Raw genomic sequence first — 20,154 nt, forward strand, 5'->3', positions numbered from 1 at the left:
TACGTTATTTGGATTGATAAACAAACGCGCTAATAATATGGCGCTGAGCAAAAAAGAAAATCAGCAGTATCGGGAACACCAAAATCATATTCCCCGCCATAATCACATTCCACTGACTGCCTCCGTCAGCCGCTTTCAGCATGGAAATTCCTATCGGTAATGTGCGCACCTCGTTACTGTTGGTCATGATGAGCGGCCAAAAGTAATCATTCCAGTGATAAATGAAGCTAAATAGTCCAAATGTGACCAGCACATGCTTTGCCATAGGAGCCATAATGGTCCACATGATTTTCCACTCAGATGCATGATCCAACCGTGCCGCCTCAATTACCTCGTCTGGTACCTGCATAAAGGCCTGACGTAATAAAAAAATACCGAAGGCACTCGCTCCATAAGGTAATATCAATGACCATAAGGTGTTCACGAGCCCCCAATTGCTCATCTCCACGTAGATCGGCAGAAAGATCACCTGAGGCGGAATCATCAGAGCGATTAAGGTGACGCCAAACAAAAAATTTCTTCCCCGAAAGCGATACCTTGCAAATGCATAGGCAGCAGGCACAGCCGTTAAGATTTGAAAAATTAAAATACCAACTGCTACCAGCAGGCTGTTTAGTAAATAAGTAAAGAATGGCCCCGAGTTCCAAGCAATTACAAAGTTCTGAAACTGCAAAGACTCAGGCCACCAGGTAGGCGGAAATTGGAAGACCTCCGGCAATGTTTTAAAAGCAGTCAACGCCATCCATAGAAAAGGAAAGACAAAGATGAGCGATACGGCTAGTAACAGCATCCATTCAAGCGCTTGAAGCGAAAGGTATCCTATTTGCTTCACTTGTCATCTCTCCTTTAGCGATAGTGAACACGTTTTTCCACAAATAAAAAGTGCAGAAGAGTGACCACTCCAATGAGTCCCAATAGTAAAACAGACGCGGCCGAAGCAATCCCCCCATTGTAGAAATCCATTCCCTGTTCATAGATATAGAAGACAAGCATATTTGTGCTATTAACAGGACCTCCCTGCGTCATGATATAAATCGTGTCAAAAACTTGAAAGGAGGAGATGATGTTAATGACCGTTAGAAAAAATAAAGTGGGGGACAGCATCGGCAGCGTAATTTTGCGTAGCGTTTTCCATCTACTTGCCTGATCTAAACTGGCCGCCTCGTAGAGATCTTTCGGTATGCTTTGCAGTCCCGCAATAAAGACTAGCGTGTTATAGCCTACCCCCTTCCAAACGCTGACTAGAATGAGTGAAATCAGCGCACTTTTGGTATCACTAAGCCATGTATAAGCAGGTAATCCGATGAATTCCAAAAGAGCGTTCAATAAACCGTATTGCGGGTCCATTAGCCACATCCAAAGCATGGACACTGACACCAGAGAAATGATATGCGGGCTAAAAACCGCGGCTTGCATGATTCCATAAATTTTAGCTGTTCGATTTAGCCAAAGAGCCAGAAAAAATGCTAGCAAAATACTGATAGACACAGTACCAATAGTGAACACAATCGTATTGAAAAATACGAGATGAAAATCTGGTTCATAAAATAGCTCTCGAAAGTTAGCAAAGCCTACCCATTCGATCTCACCCAAATTCAACAACGACCAATCATGAAAGCTAAGATAAATCATGTAACCGATCGGAAATAAGAAAAAAAGCGTAAAAAACAACAAAGCAGGAGTAATGTATGCATAAGGGCGCACATGTTCCAAAAATTTCGTTTTCATCATCTGTTCCCGAGACCAGACCGATGGAGTAGGCAGCGATTTGGTTTCTGATGCAGCCACCTTTTCCATTTAGACCAATCCTCCTGCAATCGCAGACTTTTGATAAGGAGGATGGGGAGGATTCTTACGCATTCCTGTAGCTGGATCGAAGAGATACAGGTGTTCAGGAGGCACGGATACAATAACATCGGCCCCTGAGGAAAGAAGCTGGTCTGCCTCCTTTTTGACTACGATCTGATCTGAATCTGTCTGTACGTAATACAATACATCGGAACCAAGAATTTCCCGCGAAATAATACGGCCTCTACTAGAAAAGTCCGAGCCAGATGATTGCGGCATATGTTCATGTTGTACCAATCCTTGCTCTGGCGTGATCATCACTTTTTCCGGGCGAAAACCTACTAGTAATCCTGCGTGATCCTTCTGTTGACAAATGTTCATAGAAGGGGACCCGATAAACTGGGCAACAAACAGATTTTCCGGCTCATGGTAGAGCTTGATCGGAGAGGCCACCTGCTTAATTTCCCCTTCATTCATGACCACGATTTGATCGCCCATCGTCATTGCTTCTACCTGATCATGTGTCACATAGATGAATGTAGTGCCTAGCTGTTTATGCAGGCTGGTTAATTCTACACGCATCTGATTCCGCAATTTCGCATCAAGATTAGATAAGGGCTCATCCATGAGAAACACCTTTGGCTTTTTCACCATGGCTCTAGCTAAAGCCACACGCTGGCGCTGACCTCCTGATAATTGGGCCGGCTTACGATGCAAGTAATCCTGAAGCCCTACGATTTCAGCAATTTCCTCGACCAGTCGCTTGCATTCCTTTTTCGAAATGCCTCGGTTTCTTACTCCAAAGCCAATATTGTCAAAGACTGTCATCGTGGGGTACAGCGCGTAGTTTTGAAACACCATGGCTAAATCTCGTTTACCGGGTGGTACATCGTTCACCTTTTGCTTACCTATCCAAATTTCGCCTTTGGTCACTCTCTCAAGTCCAGCTATCATTCGTAACGTAGTTGATTTTCCACAGCCTGATGGACCAACAAGAACGGTAAAGGAGCCCTCCGGAATCACCAAATCCATCCCCTTTACCACCTGTTGATGCTGATAGGACTTCACTACCTGCTTCAGCACAACTTCTGCCACTCTACTCACCCTTTCCTTGTACACTGGCTAACAGCAGTTCATCGACAAGCATTTGGAATGTTTGAAATCGATAATGAGGCTCCTCTTGGATTCGTTGATCTGCTCCGTACCACTCCAACAAAACGCTGCGCACACCTGCCGCACGAGCAGATAACAGATCATACCTACTGTCACCAATCATGAGTGTCGCTTCAGGGACGGTCCCTAGGATTGCCATCGCCTTCTGTATGGGCTCAGGAGACGGCTTGCCAAGCACCACATCATCTAGCGTGACCACTGTGTCCATTAGTTGCAGAATCGCCGCTATTTCTAGGTTTTGCAAAGCAAGCTCACGTTGTTTGTTAGTGACAACAGCAAGCTGAAATCCTCGTTTTTTGAGTGCCTCTATCCCTTCTCTCACAAATGGAAACAACTGTACCTGTTGGTTGTGGCGTTTCATGTACGTAAAGTAATCCTTGCAATATGCTGTGCGATCCCAATGACTTACTTTGAATTGGTCAGGCAGTTCAGTCTTTTGTACCTGCTGCTCATTGATTTTTGCTTCAACGGCATGTAAAAATTCCTCCAAGGCTTCGCCAAACCGATCTGTTATTTCCCCTCTGGTAAACAAGCCTGGACAATGCTCTTCTATCGTGTAGTAAACCGCATCTATCACACCTTCCCTGCTATCCAGCAAGGTTCCATCCAAATCAAATAGAAGAGTGCTGCAAGTGTTCATTCCCCATATTCTCCTTCCACAACTGATGTTTTCCTACAGATACAGCAATAGCACCGTGCGAAAGAGCAGTCACCATTTGCTCCCGCCTCTTGATCAGCCCGCCTGCAATAATTGGCTGTTGAAGCGAATTGCGGTACTCAATGATATACTCCGGCAGCAGGGCAGGCATGATCTCCACCGCATCCGGTTGAGTTTCCTGAATCGATTGAATTCCAGATTTGAGCGAATCGCTGTCAACTAAGAACAAACGTTGGATCGTAAGCAGGCCATGCTTTTTTGCTAATTTAATCAGCGTGTTACGCGTTGCAACAATGCCTGTTGGCTTCACATTCTCGCCTACATAAGCCATGCCTTCCCGGTCGTAGCTAATACCACCAATGCGCTCTAGGTGAAGAAAAACGGGAATCTGGTGCGATTTAAACAGATCAACGTATCGTTTCATTGTGTTTAGATTCCCGATTGACAACACTACAGCACTGATGGGAGCCTCTAATGCACGTTCCAGCGATTTTGGCTGCTTAATGGATGCAATGATTTTATGCCTTGCTAATCTGGCGTAAAACTCCGCTTGATTCATGTCTGCTATTCGCCTCCTGTTTAAAAAACAAAAAACCTCAAATAGAACCTGCCAATCCACTTTCTTTTAAAAAAGTTTTTGGTAATTTCTATTGAGGTTTCTCCCCAGCTCCAACCTTTTCACTATCTACTTGTTAGTTGTATCGTACCTTTTGTTTTTTAATATGCTGTGTAGGTCCTGTTAAGTTTAGAACTGCATTTTGTTAAGAAAATGAATGTGATCACCATTGTTTACCATATTTATCCTAAAAATATGCATTAAAATGATAATTTTTTTGTGAAAATAATGTTTAAATTTCACGTAAAAACGCTCGAAAAACCACCTGTTTTTACACGATTAAATCCAATAGAATCCCTTACATATCATGTTTTTAAAATTTCACAGAAATATCATAAATTTTCAACGAATATTTAACATTGTTATGTACCTTTGAAATAATCCTTCATTTTATTCCCGATTTATCCGATTAATTAATAGAACAGAAATAAAATTCCGCCTCTATTTCCTTTTATTTGGAAAAAGTTGATAGGGGTTACTTGCATGTGGGAGGGAATGCCTTTGTTTCATACAATAAAAGCCAAGTTAATCATTGCATTTGTCTTATGCATCACGATCCCGATTGCCCTTATTAGTAGCATTGTTTACTTGGATATGAAAAGACAGATTCATCAGGACTTCTTGGATGCTAATACCAAGGAAGTAGCCCAAGTGGATAATGGCGTATCTATTTATTTTAATTCCATTCGTGAAAACGTACTCATGCTTGCAAACTCTGCACTGTTGAAAAGAACAGATGCATCGATCAAGTCATATAAGAACGAAACTGGAACAGTTAAAATAGATGCTATGGCAAATGGTGGTTTAGAAGCAGAACTGGCCCAAGAGTTTAAACGCTATATTCAAGCCCATCCCAACACTTCATCGTTATTTATAGGCACTGAGGCTAGCGGTTATACACAGTATCCTGTCAAAAATATGAGCTCACATTATGACCCACGTGACCGTCCTTGGTATGCAGATGCTATGAAAGAACCAGGCAAGGCCGTAATCACTGCTCCTTATATCTTGACAGGAACAGAGACTATTGCAGTCAGTATCGTTACACAGCTTCGCGATATGACTGGAAAAGCAGTAGGGGTTTTTGGTATTGATACAAACCTGCTGAATTTAACCGAAGTCTTGAAGGAAATGAAAATTGGCGAGACCGGTTATGTTATGATGATTTCCGCTGAGGGTACTGTACTTGCCAACCCTCAATATCCGGATATGATCTCCAAAAACGTAAAAGATTTGGATAATAAAACATTAGCCCAACTTAGTGAAATGTCGACAGGTCAACTAGAAGTCGTTATGGAAAATCAAAATTATTTAACGAACGTCTATACCTCTCCAAAAACTGGTTGGAAATATATTTCATTTATTGAACAACGCGAGCTTAATAGCAGCATTGATCATATCTTCTTCCTTATTTTGATCATGAGTGTAATTTTAGGCGTTATTGCTTTGGTTGCATCTATTATTCTAGCTGGTAAGTTCTCTAAGCCAATCGTTACCTTAATTGGTCATATGCAGGAGATTGGAGAAGGTGATTTAACCAAGGAAGTACAGCCTCATTTACTTCAACGTAAGGATGAGTTAGGTACTCTAGCAAATTCTCTGCAATCCATGCAATTATCTATTAAGTATCTGATTTCAGAGATTGTATCCGCATCCAAAAAACTGGTAGCCTCCTCCGGGCAGGTATCCGCTCATGTGGAGAGTAATATAATTGCTATCGATAAAATTGCTGAAAACGTAAAAGAAGTAGCAAGCGGAGCAGATAATCAGCTCATGCGTACAGAGGAAAGTGCTAAAGGCATGGAGGAAATGGCACTGGGTATTCAACGAATTGCAGAATCCACCTCCTCTATTGCAGAGTTTTCGCTTGATACAACACAAGAAGCTGAGAATGGTAACCAAACCGTACAGCACGCTGTTCAGCAAATGAGCAACATCGGTGTATCTGTCGAGCATTCTCTCTCTGTTGTGAAGGTCCTACAGGATCGTTCTAACGAGATTGTAAAAATTGTAGATATGATTACCGACATCTCCTCCCAAACCAACCTTCTTGCTCTAAATGCAAGCATAGAGGCTGCTCGTGCGGGAGAACATGGTAGAGGTTTTGCTGTTGTTGCGGATGAAGTAAGAAAGCTTGCCGAACAATCTTCAGAATCTGCTGGTAAGATTGCTAGCTTAATCAATGAAGTACACGGAGAAACCAATCGTGCCATGGATTCTATGAATGATGTAAACCATAGCGTCTCGAACGGTGTTCAAATGGTACAGGATTCCGGTGAAGCATTCCAACGCATCCTTCAACAAATCAAAAATATAACTGAACAAATCCATGATAACTCGGCAATTTCAGAGGAAATGTCTGCTGCCAGTGAAGAGATTGCATCTTCTGTAGATGAGACAGCACATATCGCTAAGCTTTCGGCTGACTACATGCAAAATGTGTCTGCATCCTCTGAGTCTCAGGTAACTGCAATGCTGGCTCTTCAAGGATCATCTGAGGAACTACGTCAAATATCTCAGGAATTAACGAGCTTAATTGAGCGTTTCCGTGTATAACAGCATATTTATACTCTCTATTTAGCAAGACTTCCATCGCAAATAGTCGGGAGTATCCATGATATTCCCGATTGTTTATAAGAAAACTCACATCATTAAAGGAGAGAAAATCATGAAAAAAACAAACGTATTGCTAAGTGTTGGACTATCTCTATCACTTATGCTAGGTGCAGCACCAGCATTCGCAGCTCCACTATCAACAGCTGCTGCTACACAAATTGCTCAACAGCAATTACAACTGCTTGATAAAGGTAAATGGGCTGACAAAACTCACGCTGCTGTTCAAAAAATGATCGACCAATATGGCGTGAAAAGTCCTAATTACAAAGCAGATAAAAAGCCTTATGCTGTATTTGACTGGGATAACACTAGCATCATGCACGATACGCAAGAAGCGCTTCTTATTTATCAAATCAATCACTTGATCTTCAAATTAACACCAGAAGAATTTGCAAAAGTATTGGTTATGAACGTTCCAAAAGGTCCTTTTGCTGACAAATACAAAACAGTAGATGGCAAAGCAATCACAATGGAAAACGTTTCTGCTGACATCATTTCTGACTACAAATACTTGTATGAAAACTATAAAGGCTTAAAAGGTAAAAAATCCCTAGAGGAAGTTACTAAGTCTGACCAATTCATCGACTTCCGTACAAAAATGTACTTCTTGTACGAAGCGATCAACGGTTCTCATGGTAGCGATGTAGGTTATCCTTGGGTTCTTTACTTCTTGACTAACATGAGCGTTGATGAAGTTCATGAGTTGGCTGAACGTTCCAATGACTACGGTCTTGGTGACTCTATCCGCAAAATCAACTATACAAGCCCTAAAAAACTAAGCGGTAAAGCTGGCGTAATCAGCGTTACATATACATCTGGTCTTCGTCTATCTCCAGAGGTTGCTTCCATGATGAATACGTTCCGTTCTAATGGAATTGATGTTTATGTAGTGTCTGCTTCTATGAAAGAAGTAGTAGAAGTATTTGCATCAAATCCTAAGTATGGCTATAACATTCCAAAAGAAAACGTAATCGGTATGGAATTGGAAAAAGACGCAAAAGGCGTTATGCAACCCGTATACAAAAAGAACTGGTACAAAACCGTTTATGGCGGAAAAACAGAAGTAATTAAAGCAGAAATTGCTAAAAAACACGGTGGAAACGGTCCTCTATTCATTGGCGGCGACAGCAACGGTGACTACGAAATGATGACTCAATTCCCTGATACAAAATTAGTTCTAATTCTTAATCTTCTAAAAGAAGGAAATATTGGCAAGGTTTCCAAACAAGCTGTGGATGAAATGAACAGACCAAACCCTAAATACGTACTACAAGGTCGCGATGAAAACACAGGTATGTGGATTCCTACTGAATCAACAATTCTAGTAGGTAAAACAAAAGCTGAGCTACTTCCAAACAAGTAATCAAACATGATTCCTGTGAGATATGATTCATTATACTCACAAATGATTTGTAAAAGACCGTTCCCGCAAGCTGGGGAACGGTCTTTCATTTGGTTGAGAAACATACTGAATGATCCTGGCTAGGTTGTACTAATGAATCAGTTGACTTTCCTTAGCTTTTTTCACTAATTTAGCTGATGATCGGTTTATGAATTTCTTCAAAGCCAATCCGATGATCAAAGCAATTCCAGCATAGACAGTCATCATGATGATATCTCTGTTGATAATATCCCATAGAATGCCACCAACCGCTTCTCGCATCATACTAATAGCATACGTAAAGGGTAAAAATGGATAGATCGCTTGAAAAAATGGAGGTGTAACCTGAATCGGGAATGTCCCTCCAGACCCAGCAAGCTGGAGTACCAGAAGCACAATTGCCATCGCCTTCCCTACATTTCCAAAAACGGAGACCAGCGTATAAACAATCAGCATGAACACCGCGCTAATGATTAAACCAAATAATACAAACCACATTTTATTTGCTACATAGGCACCCAGTATATAGATATCCCCCATCGTGACCATAACAGACTGGAGCATAGCTAATAGGCCAAAGGTCAGATACCTGCCAAAATAGACCTCGTAGCTTTTAAAGACATGCTTCTCATCATGAACCTCTACGCTTAATAATGAAACAAGAAGCAAGGCACCCACCCACAGGGATAGTGTGGTAAAAAACGGCGACATTGCTGAACCGTAATTCGGAATCGGGAACATCCGATTTTCTTTTAAAATAACGGGTTCTGCGAAAAACTGGCTTTCTTTCTCTGCATTTCTCTTCAACAGATCAATTACTTCTTCTAAGTTGCCCTCTTTTTCTAAGGCTCGTATCCGCTTGGCTACATCTTTAATTTTTGCTTCTATCTCAGGAAGATTTTTTTGAAGCAGCAATAAATCCTTACTTCCCAAAGAAAGTCCCTTCGCGGCATCCTGTAAAATCTGTTGCACATCCGGTATGCTGGCAATTGCATCCTTGATCACCGCTCTTGCTTGATTAGCATCCTGTTTCGCCTTTTCGATGCCCTCCATGATAAGCGGTTCAATCTGCGTATCAAATCGATTGAGAAGGTCATCAATCGCCTGCGAGGTATTTCTTGAGAGCTGCATAAACTGATCCACTAGCTGTTGAGCCGGCCGTTCACCGCGATCAAGCGCATCTGCTATGGAGGTGACAATCGTCTGCTGCTTTTCAAACGTTGATTTTATATCTTTAAGCTTATCCGTAACAAAATGCAGTCGTTTCCCAGTCAAATTGGATAGTGGCTCAAACACTCCTATCAAACGATTGGTAACGCTAAGCGCTCTGTCCAAGCGTTCAGCAGTACGATCCAGCTCTACTTTAGCCAAACTTGGCACAAAGCTTACATCTTGCAGTATGCCTAACAACTTTTCGCTTAGCACAGCGGTTTGTTGAATCAAAAGTAAGTTCTCTTTGATGGTAGGTGTCAGCGTTCCGATAGCATCTGCACTGTGATCCAAGAACTCACCTACGTGAACAGAAAGCTTTTCGGCATCTTGTGCAAGCTGCGTCACTACCGGCAGATTACTTTGCGCCTTCTTTAAGATGTCATCCGCTTTTTTCAAATCGGCACTTGCTGTAGAAATCACTTTATGCACTTCCGGGAAGGAGGCTTCTACTTTATATACAAGTTCAATTAGTCGTCTAATCGTTGGTAGCTCGCTCTCTAACTGAATGCCAATCTCGTTAAATATGCGGAAAATGGTGCCGTTGGCTGTCTTGATAAAATTGCGATTGACCTCCTCCGTTACACCACTTGCCCCTTTAGCCGTTATTTTAGGTGAGATAGCGTTGATTTTTTCATTTACGTTATAGATAATTTCCGCCTTTTGCGGATTTTTGGACAGCACTGTTGCGATTCGTTCTGAAAAATTAGCAGGTATGGTGATACTCGCGTAATATTCACCATGCTCTACTCCTCTTAGGGCATTATCCGCATCGGTGAATACCCAGCCTATCTTTTTATTCTCTTGTAACGAGGTAATGATCTCTTCTCCAATATTAAGCTTGTTCCCGCGCAGTTCTGCTCCCTTATCCAGATTAGACACAGCAATCTTAATACCGCTCGTTTGTCCATACGGGTCCCAAGAAGCCTTAATGTTAAACCACGCATAAAGAGACGGTAAGAAAACAAGTCCACAAATAATAATGGCAGCAGCCCAATTCGTCGCAATTTTTTTCACGTCTCTTTTGAATATCTTAAAAATATTATTCATCGCATATCCCCTATAATCTCTAGTCTTTTGGTTAGCTCTTATTGTACCTCTATCTACCAACATATCCAAACAAGAAACCATTTCATTCAATCAGTAATGATTTTATCCTTGTCCACATAGGAATGGATAACAAGGCTATACAGTAAAAGGAGGTCTTCTATGCCGGAGGTTTTATTTCAAGTAGATCTGAACAAGCCTATGGAGGATCAGGTCACTCCTGGTCATAATCGTTGGCATCCAGACATTCCCGCCATTGTTTCTGTAAATCCTGGAGCAGTCTTTCGAATGGAATGCAAAGACTGAACTGATGGGCAAATCTTAAATAATGACGACCCCAGTGATATTCCAAATGTGAATCTCAACCGTACCCAATGCTTGTTGCACACTGTGGCTTCCCACCTCCATTTTTGATCGAGATATTTTACCAAAATAATCGTGTTGAGCGCTCATGCGTGATTCAAAAGAAAGGAGCTATTAATGCCAACCTACGTCTTTCACTGTCAGGATTGCGGCCTATTTGAAGAGACAATGAACATGAAGCATGCTACCGAAATCATTGATTGTCCGTTTTGCACAAAGGACGCCGTTAGATTGTACACTCGACCCGGATTAATCACTTCCTCCGGCGCATTACGCCAGCGTATTGAACAAAGTGCCATCCCCAAGGTCGTACGCCGTGAACATTCGACCACACACTCATGTAGGCATTCCTACCCTTCTCACTTTCCGACAGGTGTACCTGCTCCTGCCAAACGGCCTTGGCAAATCAGCCATTAATAGATGTTTCAGCTCCCCCTTTACACATTAGTGAAGGGGGTTTTTGTTGTTTGAACAGCAGGACTTGCTACATCTTAAGACTTTTGTAAGATTTCCGTTTTATTATTTGTAACAAGTTGTTTGTAAGATAAGCCTATGACACAATGAAAGGAACGTGAAGAAAAGGTGGATAACAGATGCCAAAATATCAAGTACTAGTCGTAGATGACGAAGCAGAAATTAGAGAAGCTATCAAAATTTATTTGCGCAATGAGGATATCGCCGTCTTTCAAGCGAGGAACGGTGTGGAAGCATTAGAGATTCTAGAAACAGAAGATATTCAACTCATCCTACTCGATATTATGATGCCGATTATGGATGGAATTAAAGCTACCTTTACCATCAGAGAAACAAAGAATATTCCTATCATTATGCTTTCAGCAAAGTCTGAAGATACTGATATCGTGCTAGGTCTTAATGTAGGTGCAGACGATTACATCACGAAGCCGTTCAATCCTATTGAATTAATTGCCCGTGTGAAATCCCAATTGCGAAGATATACCAATCTAGGCAATTACAAGGTACGCGATGGTGAAACGACAGTCGGCGGTTTGACCCTTAATACGAATGCAAAAACCGTAACGGTAGATGGTGAAGAGGTTCGTTTGACCGCAACGGAGTATAAAATTCTTGAGCTATTAATGGTCAATAAAGGTCACGTATTTTCTATTGAGGAGATTTATGAAAAAGTGTGGAAGGAACCCTATTACAATGCGGAAAATACAGTGGCTGTTCATGTCCGAAGAATTCGCGAAAAAATTGAAATCAACCCAAAAGAGCCCAAATATTTAAAGGTGGTGTGGGGCATTGGATACAAAATCGAAGGGTAAATTTACCCCCTTAGTTGCTCTCATTGTAAGCTTTTATTTGTTGGCTTTACCATTCCTAGTTACGATAGATGTTCTGAATAACATACCGCAATTAAGCAAGGACTATTACTTTACTACCAATGACTTTGGAAGAGATGTGAATCGATTTTCAGATTTATTGGTACGAAGATTTGTTGATTTTAAAGATTACGAAAAAAAACCGTTTGCTGAACAAGCTGAAGAATTTAAAAGGACCGAGTTTAGACTTTCTATACTAGATAATACCTTTCACTACCATATTCAAGATCAACAAACGAAAGATGTTTATGAAAACATAGATAAAACTCCAACTGAAGAAGAATTAAAAACAAAAACACTATTCTATGCAAAATTCCCAATGTTAAATCCACCTGATAATCTTGAAGACGTTAATTATCTTTTCAAACATTTTGACTGGTGGGGTTATATCACAGTTCCCCTTACCCTAAATGAAGAAAATCTGGAACTTAAATACTATACGTACTTTTTATCAAGTAGAGATCGATTGATGAACGAGTGCCTAGTAGGTTTGGCTAGTCTGATAGGAATCATCTCGATTGGTATCTATTTATTCAAACAAAAGAATATAACTGTCCTACTCTTAGAAAAAATGGCACGAGTACTACGCTGTATACCGATTGATATTCGGATTTTCTTATTAGCCATTGTTTGCATAACTACAATCATTTCCTTGAATCGAACATCCTTTTTCTATTTACAGCCTGGCATCGTACATGTTCTTGTATTAACCGGTTTTGCACTACTGTTTGCCTATATCATCTTGCATATCTACGAAGCTTGTTACATTTTGAATAATCGGGAACAGCTCCAGCTTCAATGGCAAAAAAGTTTTTTGCATCAGCTAAAAATTCTCTATCAAGAAAGCACGTTATACAAAAGCTTACTGTTTAAAGTCGTCCTATTAGCTATTTTATCAGCCGGGTTTGGTTTTAGCTGTCTGTTAATTTTCTGGGGAATCCGGGGAATGGTTGATATCCGTCGTATTCCTGTTATCTGTGGCTTCTTTTATATCCTGTTTTACCTTCTCTTTGTAGTACCTCTTACCCTACGTAGAATAGGTGCCTTAAACAAAATTATGAAAGCTACAGAATATATAGCAGCGGGACAGCTTAGCCTGCACATAGAGGAGCCAAAAGCCGGAAACTTTAAAGAACTAGTCCAGAATCTCAATAATATGCGGGAGGGCTTAAAAAAATCGCTGGATAGCCAGATGAAAAGCGAAAAGTTAAAGACGGAGCTGATCACCAATGTCTCGCATGATCTGCGTACACCGCTTACCTCGATTATGAATTATGTCGGACTTTTGAAACAAGACACACTGACTCCTGAGGAATCAAAAGAATACCTTAACATATTGGACAAAAAAACCCATCGTTTAAAGGTGCTGATTGATGATTTGATTGAGGCATCCAAGGTCGCGAGCGGTGCTGTCGAGATGCATGTAGAGCAGGTAGATATTGTCGCTCTCCTAGACCAAGCACTGGCTGAGTTTACTGATAAGATACCTGCTTCAGGATTAATCTTCCGCCTTCATGTTGATCAGCCTAAAATACTTATGCATGTGGATGGGAAAAAGACCTGGCGTGTATTCGAAAACCTCATTAGCAATGTGATTAAGTATTCCTTGCCTAATACTCGTGTTTACCTCTCCCTGAACGAGGAAGCAGATCGCGTGCTGTTTACGATCAAAAATGTCTCTGCCTACGAAATTAGCTATGAAGTAAGCGAGCTATTTGAGCGTTTCAAGCGCGGAGATCAATCCCGCCATACAGAAGGCTCAGGACTGGGGCTTGCCATAGCCAAGAGTATTATGGATTTGCAGGGTGGGGAATTGCACATCGATATTGATGGTGACTACTTTAAAGTAACGGCGATTTTTCCAAAGCAAATTAGGCATGAGGTCAAATCACAATCATAGCAATTGGCACGTCACGGACAGTAAAGGCAATACTAAGAAAAAAAGCGCCTTACTAACAACAGAAGAAGCACTCTAATCGAGCAAAAGCTGGATTTAGAGTGCTTCTCTTTTATGAAACCCTTATATAATAGCGCGATCTCGCGCAAGCTTAGAATACTTTAGTCGTCCAGGATTCACAATTCCATACATCAGTCACAACATCCTGATAGAACTCTGGTTCGTGACATATGATTAGGATACTGCCCTTGTAGGCTTTCAAGGCGCGTTTTAATTCATCCTTGGCCTCAACATCCAAGTGATTCGTAGGCTCGTCTAGTACGAGTAAATTGGTTTCGCGGTTAATTAGCTTACATAGGCGTACCTTCGCCTTTTCTCCCCCGCTCAACACATCAATCTTACTTTCGATATGCTTGGTTGTCAGCCCACACTTCGCCAATGCTGCACGCACTTCAAATTGAGTGAATGACGGGAATTCCTGCCACGCTTCTTCAATACACGTATTAGGATTGCTTCCTTTCATCTCCTGTTCAAAATAACCGATATTCAGGTAATCACCCATACGTACATCACCGGAGATTGGCTTAATTTGGCCTAAAATACTGCGCATTAAGGTTGTTTTACCAATACCGTTTGCACCTACTAAGGCGATTTTTTGTCCTCGCTCCATATACAATTCAAGCGGACGGGACAATGGCTCGTCATACCCGATAACCAAATCCTTTGCTTCCAAAATCACTTTGCCGGAAGCACGAGATTCTTTGAAGTTAAACTCTGGCTTTGGTTTTTCCTTCGCAAGCTCAATCACTTCCATCTTATCCAGCTTCTTCTGACGGGACATCGCCATATTACGCGTGGATACACGTGCCTTGTTACGTGCTACGAAGTCCTTAAGCTCAGAAATTTCCTGTTGCTGGCGTTTATAAGCAGATTCAAGCTGCGCCTTTTTCGCCTCATAGATTTGCATGAAGTTATCATAATCTCCAACATACCTGCCTAGCTCTTGGTTGGACATATGATAAATCAGGTTAATAACGCTATTTAAGAATGGAATGTCATGCGAAATCAAAATAAAGGCATTCTCATACTCGTTTAAGTAGCGTTTTAACCATTCAATATGCTGCTCATCCAAATAGTTGGTCGGCTCGTCCAATAGCAGAATGTCTGGTTTCTCTAAAAGCAGTTTGGCAAGCAGAACCTTGGTACGTTGTCCACCGCTTAAATCTTGTACATCTCGTTCCAAACCAATGTCTTCTAGACCTAGTCCACGGGCAATCTCATCTATTTTAGCGTCAATCACATAAAAATCATTGTTAGTTAGCGTATCCTGAATGGTTCCCATATCTTCAAGCAGTTGCTCTAGCTCTTCTGGAGTCGCATCGGCCATTTTGTCACAGATTGCATTCATCTCAGCTTCCATGTCAAAAAGATATTGAAACGCTCCACGCAGCACGTCGCGAATCGTCATGCCGCGTTGCAGAACGGCATGCTGATCCAAATAGCCCACGCGCACGTTCTTCGCCCATTCGATTTTCCCCTCATCCGGCTCTAGCTTTCCCGTGATAATGTTCATGAAGGTAGATTTTCCTTCGCCATTAGCACCGATTAAACCGATATGTTCCCCTTTTAATAAACGGAAGGAAACGTCATTAAAAATAGCACGGTCGCCAAAACCATGGCTTAGACCTTGTACGGTTAAAATACTCATGATTAACTCCTTTAGTTTTATGATTAATTGTTTGCTTGCTGTATAAAAAAAGAATCATTTCTTGCGTAATTGTCTCTCAACGGTGATTTACCCAAATCTACATCTCTATGATTATATCGAAAATCGTGACAGAATGTAGGAAAAGTTTCAAGGGAAATTGATCTTTTTCTCGGAAACTACTGGAATGAAAAAACCCGGAGCACAAATCTCCGGGAAAGCGTAGCTTCCTTGCTTTATTTCACTTTTTTCCTCGTTGTCCTTTTCACCGGAATACTCTGAGCGAAGCAAAATACATTGTGAGGATCGTACTTTTTCTTTACCTGCTTCAAGCGGGCAAAATTGGTCCCATAATAGGCCTGTGGCCAATTTTTGATATGAAGATCGGGGAAATTCACGTAATCCCCAATGACATAAGGAGTAAGTGCTTCTCGAAAGCGATTGACCCATCGTATGCTAGCTGTCTGGAATGATTTATCTCTCCATCTAGCCGAAAGCTCAAATATATATCTGGCCCCTCGATGGAAATAGGCGGTATCCGAGGGCAGGACACGGCCAACAGCTCCCCCTAGGCTTTGACACCACACTGTAGAATGGCGATTTGGTGCGTTTGCCAAAAACTCCTGTAAAACCTTTATCCCTTTAATAGGTAGATTTTTATATGCGTAGGCTCCGGTTATTTTAAATTTTGGCAATAAATTTTCGTCTGATTCGGCAAAGAACTTAACTGCCTCGATATAAGGAACCTGTCGCACTTTAACTTTTATCGGTGAACCCGTGCTTTGGAGGGGTTTTATTAATCTTCTAAGCTCCTTTGCTGTTCCTAGCAATTGTCCCGTTGAAACGATTGTACCTACCTGCTTAGAAGACATTTCAATGGTAGATGTTAAGCGATTGGTTACACTTGGTGCCCAGTGTTGCCATTTATCAAATACCTTTATAAAGTCCTTCCACTTCCACGTAATACTATAGATCGATACGAATTGAATCGGGCGAACTCGGAATATAAAGGAACTAGCAATACCAAAATTGCCTCCTCCCCCACCTTTGGAAGCCCACAGCAGATCAGCATGCTGGCTTGGAGTAGCTTTTAATAGCTTTGCCCCTTTTTTCCCGGAAGCTACCACCATGTTGACTGCTTGCAAATGATCCAGTGTAAGTCCATATTGGCGTGACAGCAGTCCAATTCCCCCACCTAATGTGAGTCCGGCCACGCCCACATCGGCCGCCGTGCCGGCAGGAATGGTTACCCCTTTTTCCCATAATTTTTGATAGACCTCTGCTAACGGTGCACCAGTCTGTACGTAAGCAAGATTACGCTTGCGATCTACAATTATCTTGTTCATCTCACTCACGTCGATAATAATTCCACCGGTAACGGCGGAAAACCCTTCATAGCTATGTCGACCACTGCGGATACGAATGGGTACCTTCCTTTCACGGGCCCACTTAACTGCATTAATGATATCCTTTGTACACTGACAAAACACAATTACTCTAGGAAACTTATTAAATCGACGATTATACTCTGCACGTGCCCGATTATAATCAGCATCCCCCGGGAAAACAATTCGTCCTGTTAGTTTGGTTTTTGATGCGGCCTTTGGTTTTGTTGTGACCTTTGGTTTTGGTGTTTCTTTTGTAGTAGCTTCGTTCTTTGCTTTTACTATGAACCGTTCTTTAGCCGTTCTTATTTGTTTTGGTTTTAACATGTCATCCTCCTTCTTAGCTCCTAGCTGTCAGGTAGTTCTGACTTACCTCCTTATTTCTATGTGTTCATTCCATAGCTGGACACGGCATCTATCCTAGCTGGAAAGGCCCTCAAAATAAAAAAACAGCCCGATTTATAATCGGACTGCTTTCCTAGTACATCATATTTTACGGTATTGATTTCATTTAGCTGGTTACGGTAGTACCTTTACAAAGGCACTATCAACGTACGCGGTCTTACCCTGATAAGAGATTTGTAACCAGCCTTTTTGCGAACCTACAATCTCTAAAACGGTATTTTTCGGTACAGCTCCCATAATCTTAGAACCCGCTAATGGCTTGGTGCGTAGGTTCAAAAAGTATGCTGTAACTCTAGCCTGCTTCTTGTCAGATGCAACCACTTGTGCTGGCTCAAGCTTTTTGACAGGAGCCTCTACTGTTGGTTGTTTTGCTGGCTGTTTTGCTGATTGTTTTGCTGGGTGAACAGGAGTAACCACTGTTTTTTCCGCTGGCGTTGTTACTGCTGGTTCTTCCGCTTTAGCCGCAGGAGCTGGTTTTTCAGCTTCTTTTGTGGACTGATCCGTTGCAGATTCAGACGCCTTGCGAGCTTGGTTTAGCTTTTGATAGAACTCACCTTTGGTTTTTACACCAGTAAATTGATCTGCTTTTACATTCGCTTTTTTTGCAAGCTCTGCGATTTCGGCTGGTGTAACAGCATCGTTTACATTAATAGAAGCTATGTTTGTGTACTTACCATCTTTTGCGACTTCCATAATGCCGTCATTTAGAAGCTCTACCACATCTGCACGCGCTGGAGCTTTCGCATCGAAGCCGGTAACCTTCCAGTATTGCTCGTTGTTTGGCGTGTAAACACCTTTTTTCACTTCTTGCAGATATTTCATAGACAGGTTACGGATCGTCCCGCCTGTCTCTCCATACGCATCATTTTGCTTAGAAGACCAAAGAACGTCGAATTTGCGTCCTTCTAATGCCCCACCTTTTGCTTGCAGAGCTTCCATACGGTAGGAGTTCATACCGATTTTAATTGTATCCTCTGGTTTGATTGCAGTCTCATCCATTCGGCGTAAATTAGTAATACGTTCACCGGCTGGTTTTGATAAATCAATTTCATACTTCACGTTACCAAAAAAATCATTCGTGCTATATTTCGAGGCACGGCGTTTTTTATCAAAACTAGGAGTTACATCACCTGGGCGAGTTGTGTTAAAGTAGCCTGCTGCCCATTCCATATAATCCTTCAAGTCTTTACCTGTAATGTTATAAACGGTAACCTCTCCGCCCGCATAGCGATAGCTATAGGCAATATCTTTTTTCTTGATCGGGCCTGCATCTAGCTTCACATCGTCATTATCGATCTGGTGAGCAACCACGTCCGCTTTGCTGTAATATAGCATTACTTCATTAAAGAAGTTAGCCATTGGTGTGGCTTGTACTTGCACCTGTGGAATGCCTTTAATTTCATCGCGTGGTACTAGATTGCCATCCTTTAATTCTGCAACGACGATGTTAGCATCGGCACGAGCGAATTCATGGAACGGCTGCAAGGTTTTTTCCAAACCAGCGTCAGATTTTATAAAAGTACCATCCGCCGCCTTCACCGGAATGGCAGTTGCTTCTTTCTCTTTTAAAACCACTTTATCTCCCTGTTTGGTAAAGGAAAGATCAATGCGGGAGATGTGTGTTCCATATTTATCAGGTTCTGTGATTAAAACGCCATTAATGACCTCTTTTTTAACCAATTTGTGCATATGACCAGCAAAGATGGCGGTTAATTCCGGGTTAGCGTTCGCAATGTCCTCTACACCTGTACCTGGGATGCCATTCTCATTCTCAATCCCCATGTGCATAAGACCAATCATGACATCTACTTTCCCTTTTAACTCGCTAACGGCTTTCTTTGTTTCTTCAACAGGGTTCTTAACGATCAACCCGTTTAGATGGTCAGTGCCTTTTTCAAATTCTGTAATCATTGGCGTATTCATTCCGATAATTCCTATTTTAACGCCATCTTTTTCGATGATTTTATAAGCAGGCATAAAACGCTCGCCATTCTCTTTGTAAATGTTACCTGCGAGCATCGTACCTGTGAATTGGCTTCCGATTTTATCTAATACATCTAACCCAAAATTGAATTCATGATTTCCGTATGCCCAAGCATCATAGCCCATTTCGTTTAAAGCTACCATCATTGGAGATTGCGGCTGATCATTAAATAGCTCCGCGGAGTTATCCTGAATAAGATCACCTGCATCCAATAAGATCGTGTTTGGGTTTTCTTTTCTTACTTGTTTAATAATTGTAAATAATTGTGTCATGCTTCCAGTCAGATTAGGACCATCTAAGCCATAATCCCACGGCATGAAGCGTCCGTGAATATCAGATGTGCCCAGTAGCGTGACGTTCACATCGTTACTCTTGCTCTCTGCAGCTTCTACAGGAGCAGGAGTTGCTACTCCGGTTGCAAGAAAGGAAAAACCAAGCATAGCTGTTAGGAAACTTTTGCAGGCTTTTTGAAGTAAGTGCATGTAGTATCTCCCTTTTATCAAATTGTGAAAAAATGTCCTAGTAGTAGACTACCGAAATATTAATAATGTTACAACTAAAAATAAGCAGGAAAAATTGAAGGT

Annotated in this window: 14 protein-coding genes and 1 pseudogene; 6 read left to right on the plus strand and 9 right to left on the minus strand. The window is 41.6% G+C overall.

The annotated features are described in order from the left end of the window. Positions 1 to 4: 4 nt before the first annotated feature. From O0550_RS08180 to O0550_RS08200, 5 genes are read right to left on the minus strand one after another with little or no spacing between them, the layout of a single operon-like run. Positions 5 to 790, minus strand: coding sequence for a carbohydrate ABC transporter permease (locus O0550_RS08180; RefSeq protein ID WP_276564953.1), 786 nt, complete (start codon positions 788 to 790; stop codon positions 5 to 7). A gap of 56 nt (positions 791 to 846) precedes the next feature. Next, positions 847 to 1,797, minus strand: coding sequence for a carbohydrate ABC transporter permease (locus O0550_RS08185; protein ID WP_258426004.1), 951 nt, complete (start codon positions 1,795 to 1,797; stop codon positions 847 to 849). After that, on the minus strand, positions 1,798 to 2,883 hold the full coding sequence (locus O0550_RS08190) for an ABC transporter ATP-binding protein (protein WP_258426006.1): 1,086 nt from the start codon (positions 2,881 to 2,883) through the stop codon (positions 1,798 to 1,800). Between the two features lies 1 nt (position 2,884). Beyond that, positions 2,885 to 3,601, minus strand: a complete 717-nt coding sequence (locus O0550_RS08195; RefSeq protein WP_258426007.1) for an HAD-IA family hydrolase — start codon at positions 3,599 to 3,601, stop codon at positions 2,885 to 2,887. Beyond that, on the minus strand, positions 3,573 to 4,178 hold the full coding sequence (locus O0550_RS08200; protein ID WP_068792218.1) for a glycerol-3-phosphate responsive antiterminator: 606 nt from the start codon (positions 4,176 to 4,178) through the stop codon (positions 3,573 to 3,575). Before O0550_RS08200 ends, O0550_RS08195 begins: the two co-directional genes overlap by 29 nt. A gap of 552 nt (positions 4,179 to 4,730) precedes the next feature. Here O0550_RS08200 and O0550_RS08205 point away from each other — a divergent pair. Next, complete coding sequence (locus O0550_RS08205; RefSeq protein ID WP_258426041.1) at positions 4,731 to 6,791, plus strand: methyl-accepting chemotaxis protein; 2,061 nt, start codon at positions 4,731 to 4,733, stop codon at positions 6,789 to 6,791. Between the two features lie 112 nt (positions 6,792 to 6,903). Next, on the plus strand, positions 6,904 to 8,214 hold the full coding sequence (locus O0550_RS08210; RefSeq protein ID WP_096886394.1) for an HAD family hydrolase: 1,311 nt from the start codon (positions 6,904 to 6,906) through the stop codon (positions 8,212 to 8,214). 129 nt (positions 8,215 to 8,343) lie between these two features. Here O0550_RS08210 and O0550_RS08215 read toward each other — a convergent pair whose 3' ends face one another. Then, positions 8,344 to 10,491: a YhgE/Pip domain-containing protein gene (locus O0550_RS08215; protein ID WP_035318720.1), complete on the minus strand. Its 2,148-nt coding sequence runs from the start codon at positions 10,489 to 10,491 to the stop codon at positions 8,344 to 8,346. A gap of 159 nt (positions 10,492 to 10,650) precedes the next feature. Here O0550_RS08215 and O0550_RS08220 point away from each other — a divergent pair. From O0550_RS08220 to O0550_RS08235, 4 genes and pseudogenes are all read left to right on the plus strand, one after another. Further along, positions 10,651 to 10,869: pseudogene (locus O0550_RS08220) on the plus strand (acetamidase/formamidase family protein); the annotation flags it as partial. A 99-nt stretch (positions 10,870 to 10,968) separates the two neighbouring features. Continuing rightward, positions 10,969 to 11,268, plus strand: coding sequence for an FmdB family zinc ribbon protein (locus O0550_RS08225; protein ID WP_258426008.1), 300 nt, complete (start codon positions 10,969 to 10,971; stop codon positions 11,266 to 11,268). A gap of 176 nt (positions 11,269 to 11,444) precedes the next feature. Beyond that, a complete protein-coding gene (locus O0550_RS08230) occupies positions 11,445 to 12,137 on the plus strand; it encodes a response regulator transcription factor (protein ID WP_003334121.1) in 693 nt (230 codons plus the stop codon). After that, positions 12,115 to 14,094: a sensor histidine kinase gene (locus O0550_RS08235; RefSeq protein ID WP_258426009.1), complete on the plus strand. Its 1,980-nt coding sequence runs from the start codon at positions 12,115 to 12,117 to the stop codon at positions 14,092 to 14,094. Before O0550_RS08230 ends, O0550_RS08235 begins: the two co-directional genes overlap by 23 nt. A gap of 148 nt (positions 14,095 to 14,242) precedes the next feature. Here O0550_RS08235 and O0550_RS08240 read toward each other — a convergent pair whose 3' ends face one another. The 3 genes from O0550_RS08240 to O0550_RS08250 all read right to left on the minus strand — a co-directional run bounded on the left by O0550_RS08240 (position 14,243) and on the right by O0550_RS08250 (position 20,052). After that, on the minus strand, positions 14,243 to 15,799 hold the full coding sequence (locus tag O0550_RS08240) for an ABC-F family ATP-binding cassette domain-containing protein (protein ID WP_003342840.1): 1,557 nt from the start codon (positions 15,797 to 15,799) through the stop codon (positions 14,243 to 14,245). Positions 15,800 to 16,032: 233 nt separating this feature from the next. Then, positions 16,033 to 17,508, minus strand: coding sequence for an FAD-binding oxidoreductase (locus O0550_RS08245; RefSeq protein WP_181747479.1), 1,476 nt, complete (start codon positions 17,506 to 17,508; stop codon positions 16,033 to 16,035). 192 nt (positions 17,509 to 17,700) lie between these two features. After that, positions 17,701 to 20,052 carry a 5'-nucleotidase C-terminal domain-containing protein gene (locus tag O0550_RS08250; RefSeq protein WP_396125755.1) on the minus strand — a complete coding sequence of 784 codons (2,352 nt, stop codon included), beginning with the start codon at positions 20,050 to 20,052 and terminating at the stop codon, positions 17,701 to 17,703. Between the last annotated feature and the right edge of the window lie 102 nt (positions 20,053 to 20,154).

Source organism: Brevibacillus halotolerans (genome assembly GCF_026891775.1).
GTDB lineage: Bacteria > Bacillota > Bacilli > Brevibacillales > Brevibacillaceae > Brevibacillus_B > Brevibacillus_B halotolerans.

Excerpts from the sequence above, each read along its gene's own strand:
- O0550_RS08245 (WP_181747479.1), bottom strand. The coding sequence starts at position 17,508 with ATGTTAAAACCAAAACAAATAAGAACGGCTAAAGAACGGTTCATAGTA.
- O0550_RS08240 (WP_003342840.1), bottom strand. The coding sequence starts at position 15,799 with ATGAGTATTTTAACCGTACAAGGTCTAAGCCATGGTTTTGGCGACCGT.
- O0550_RS08250 (WP_396125755.1), bottom strand. The coding sequence starts at position 20,052 with ATGCACTTACTTCAAAAAGCCTGCAAAAGTTTCCTAACAGCTATGCTT.
- O0550_RS08205 (WP_258426041.1), top strand. The coding sequence starts at position 4,731 with ATGCCTTTGTTTCATACAATAAAAGCCAAGTTAATCATTGCATTTGTC.
- O0550_RS08195 (WP_258426007.1), bottom strand. The coding sequence starts at position 3,601 with ATGAACACTTGCAGCACTCTTCTATTTGATTTGGATGGAACCTTGCTG.
- O0550_RS08180 (WP_276564953.1), bottom strand. The coding sequence starts at position 790 with ATGCTGTTACTAGCCGTATCGCTCATCTTTGTCTTTCCTTTTCTATGG.
- O0550_RS08230 (WP_003334121.1), top strand. The coding sequence starts at position 11,445 with ATGCCAAAATATCAAGTACTAGTCGTAGATGACGAAGCAGAAATTAGA.
- O0550_RS08200 (WP_068792218.1), bottom strand. The coding sequence starts at position 4,178 with ATGAATCAAGCGGAGTTTTACGCCAGATTAGCAAGGCATAAAATCATT.
- O0550_RS08210 (WP_096886394.1), top strand. The coding sequence starts at position 6,904 with ATGAAAAAAACAAACGTATTGCTAAGTGTTGGACTATCTCTATCACTT.
- O0550_RS08215 (WP_035318720.1), bottom strand. The coding sequence starts at position 10,491 with ATGAATAATATTTTTAAGATATTCAAAAGAGACGTGAAAAAAATTGCG.
- O0550_RS08225 (WP_258426008.1), top strand. The coding sequence starts at position 10,969 with ATGCCAACCTACGTCTTTCACTGTCAGGATTGCGGCCTATTTGAAGAG.
- O0550_RS08185 (WP_258426004.1), bottom strand. The coding sequence starts at position 1,797 with ATGGAAAAGGTGGCTGCATCAGAAACCAAATCGCTGCCTACTCCATCG.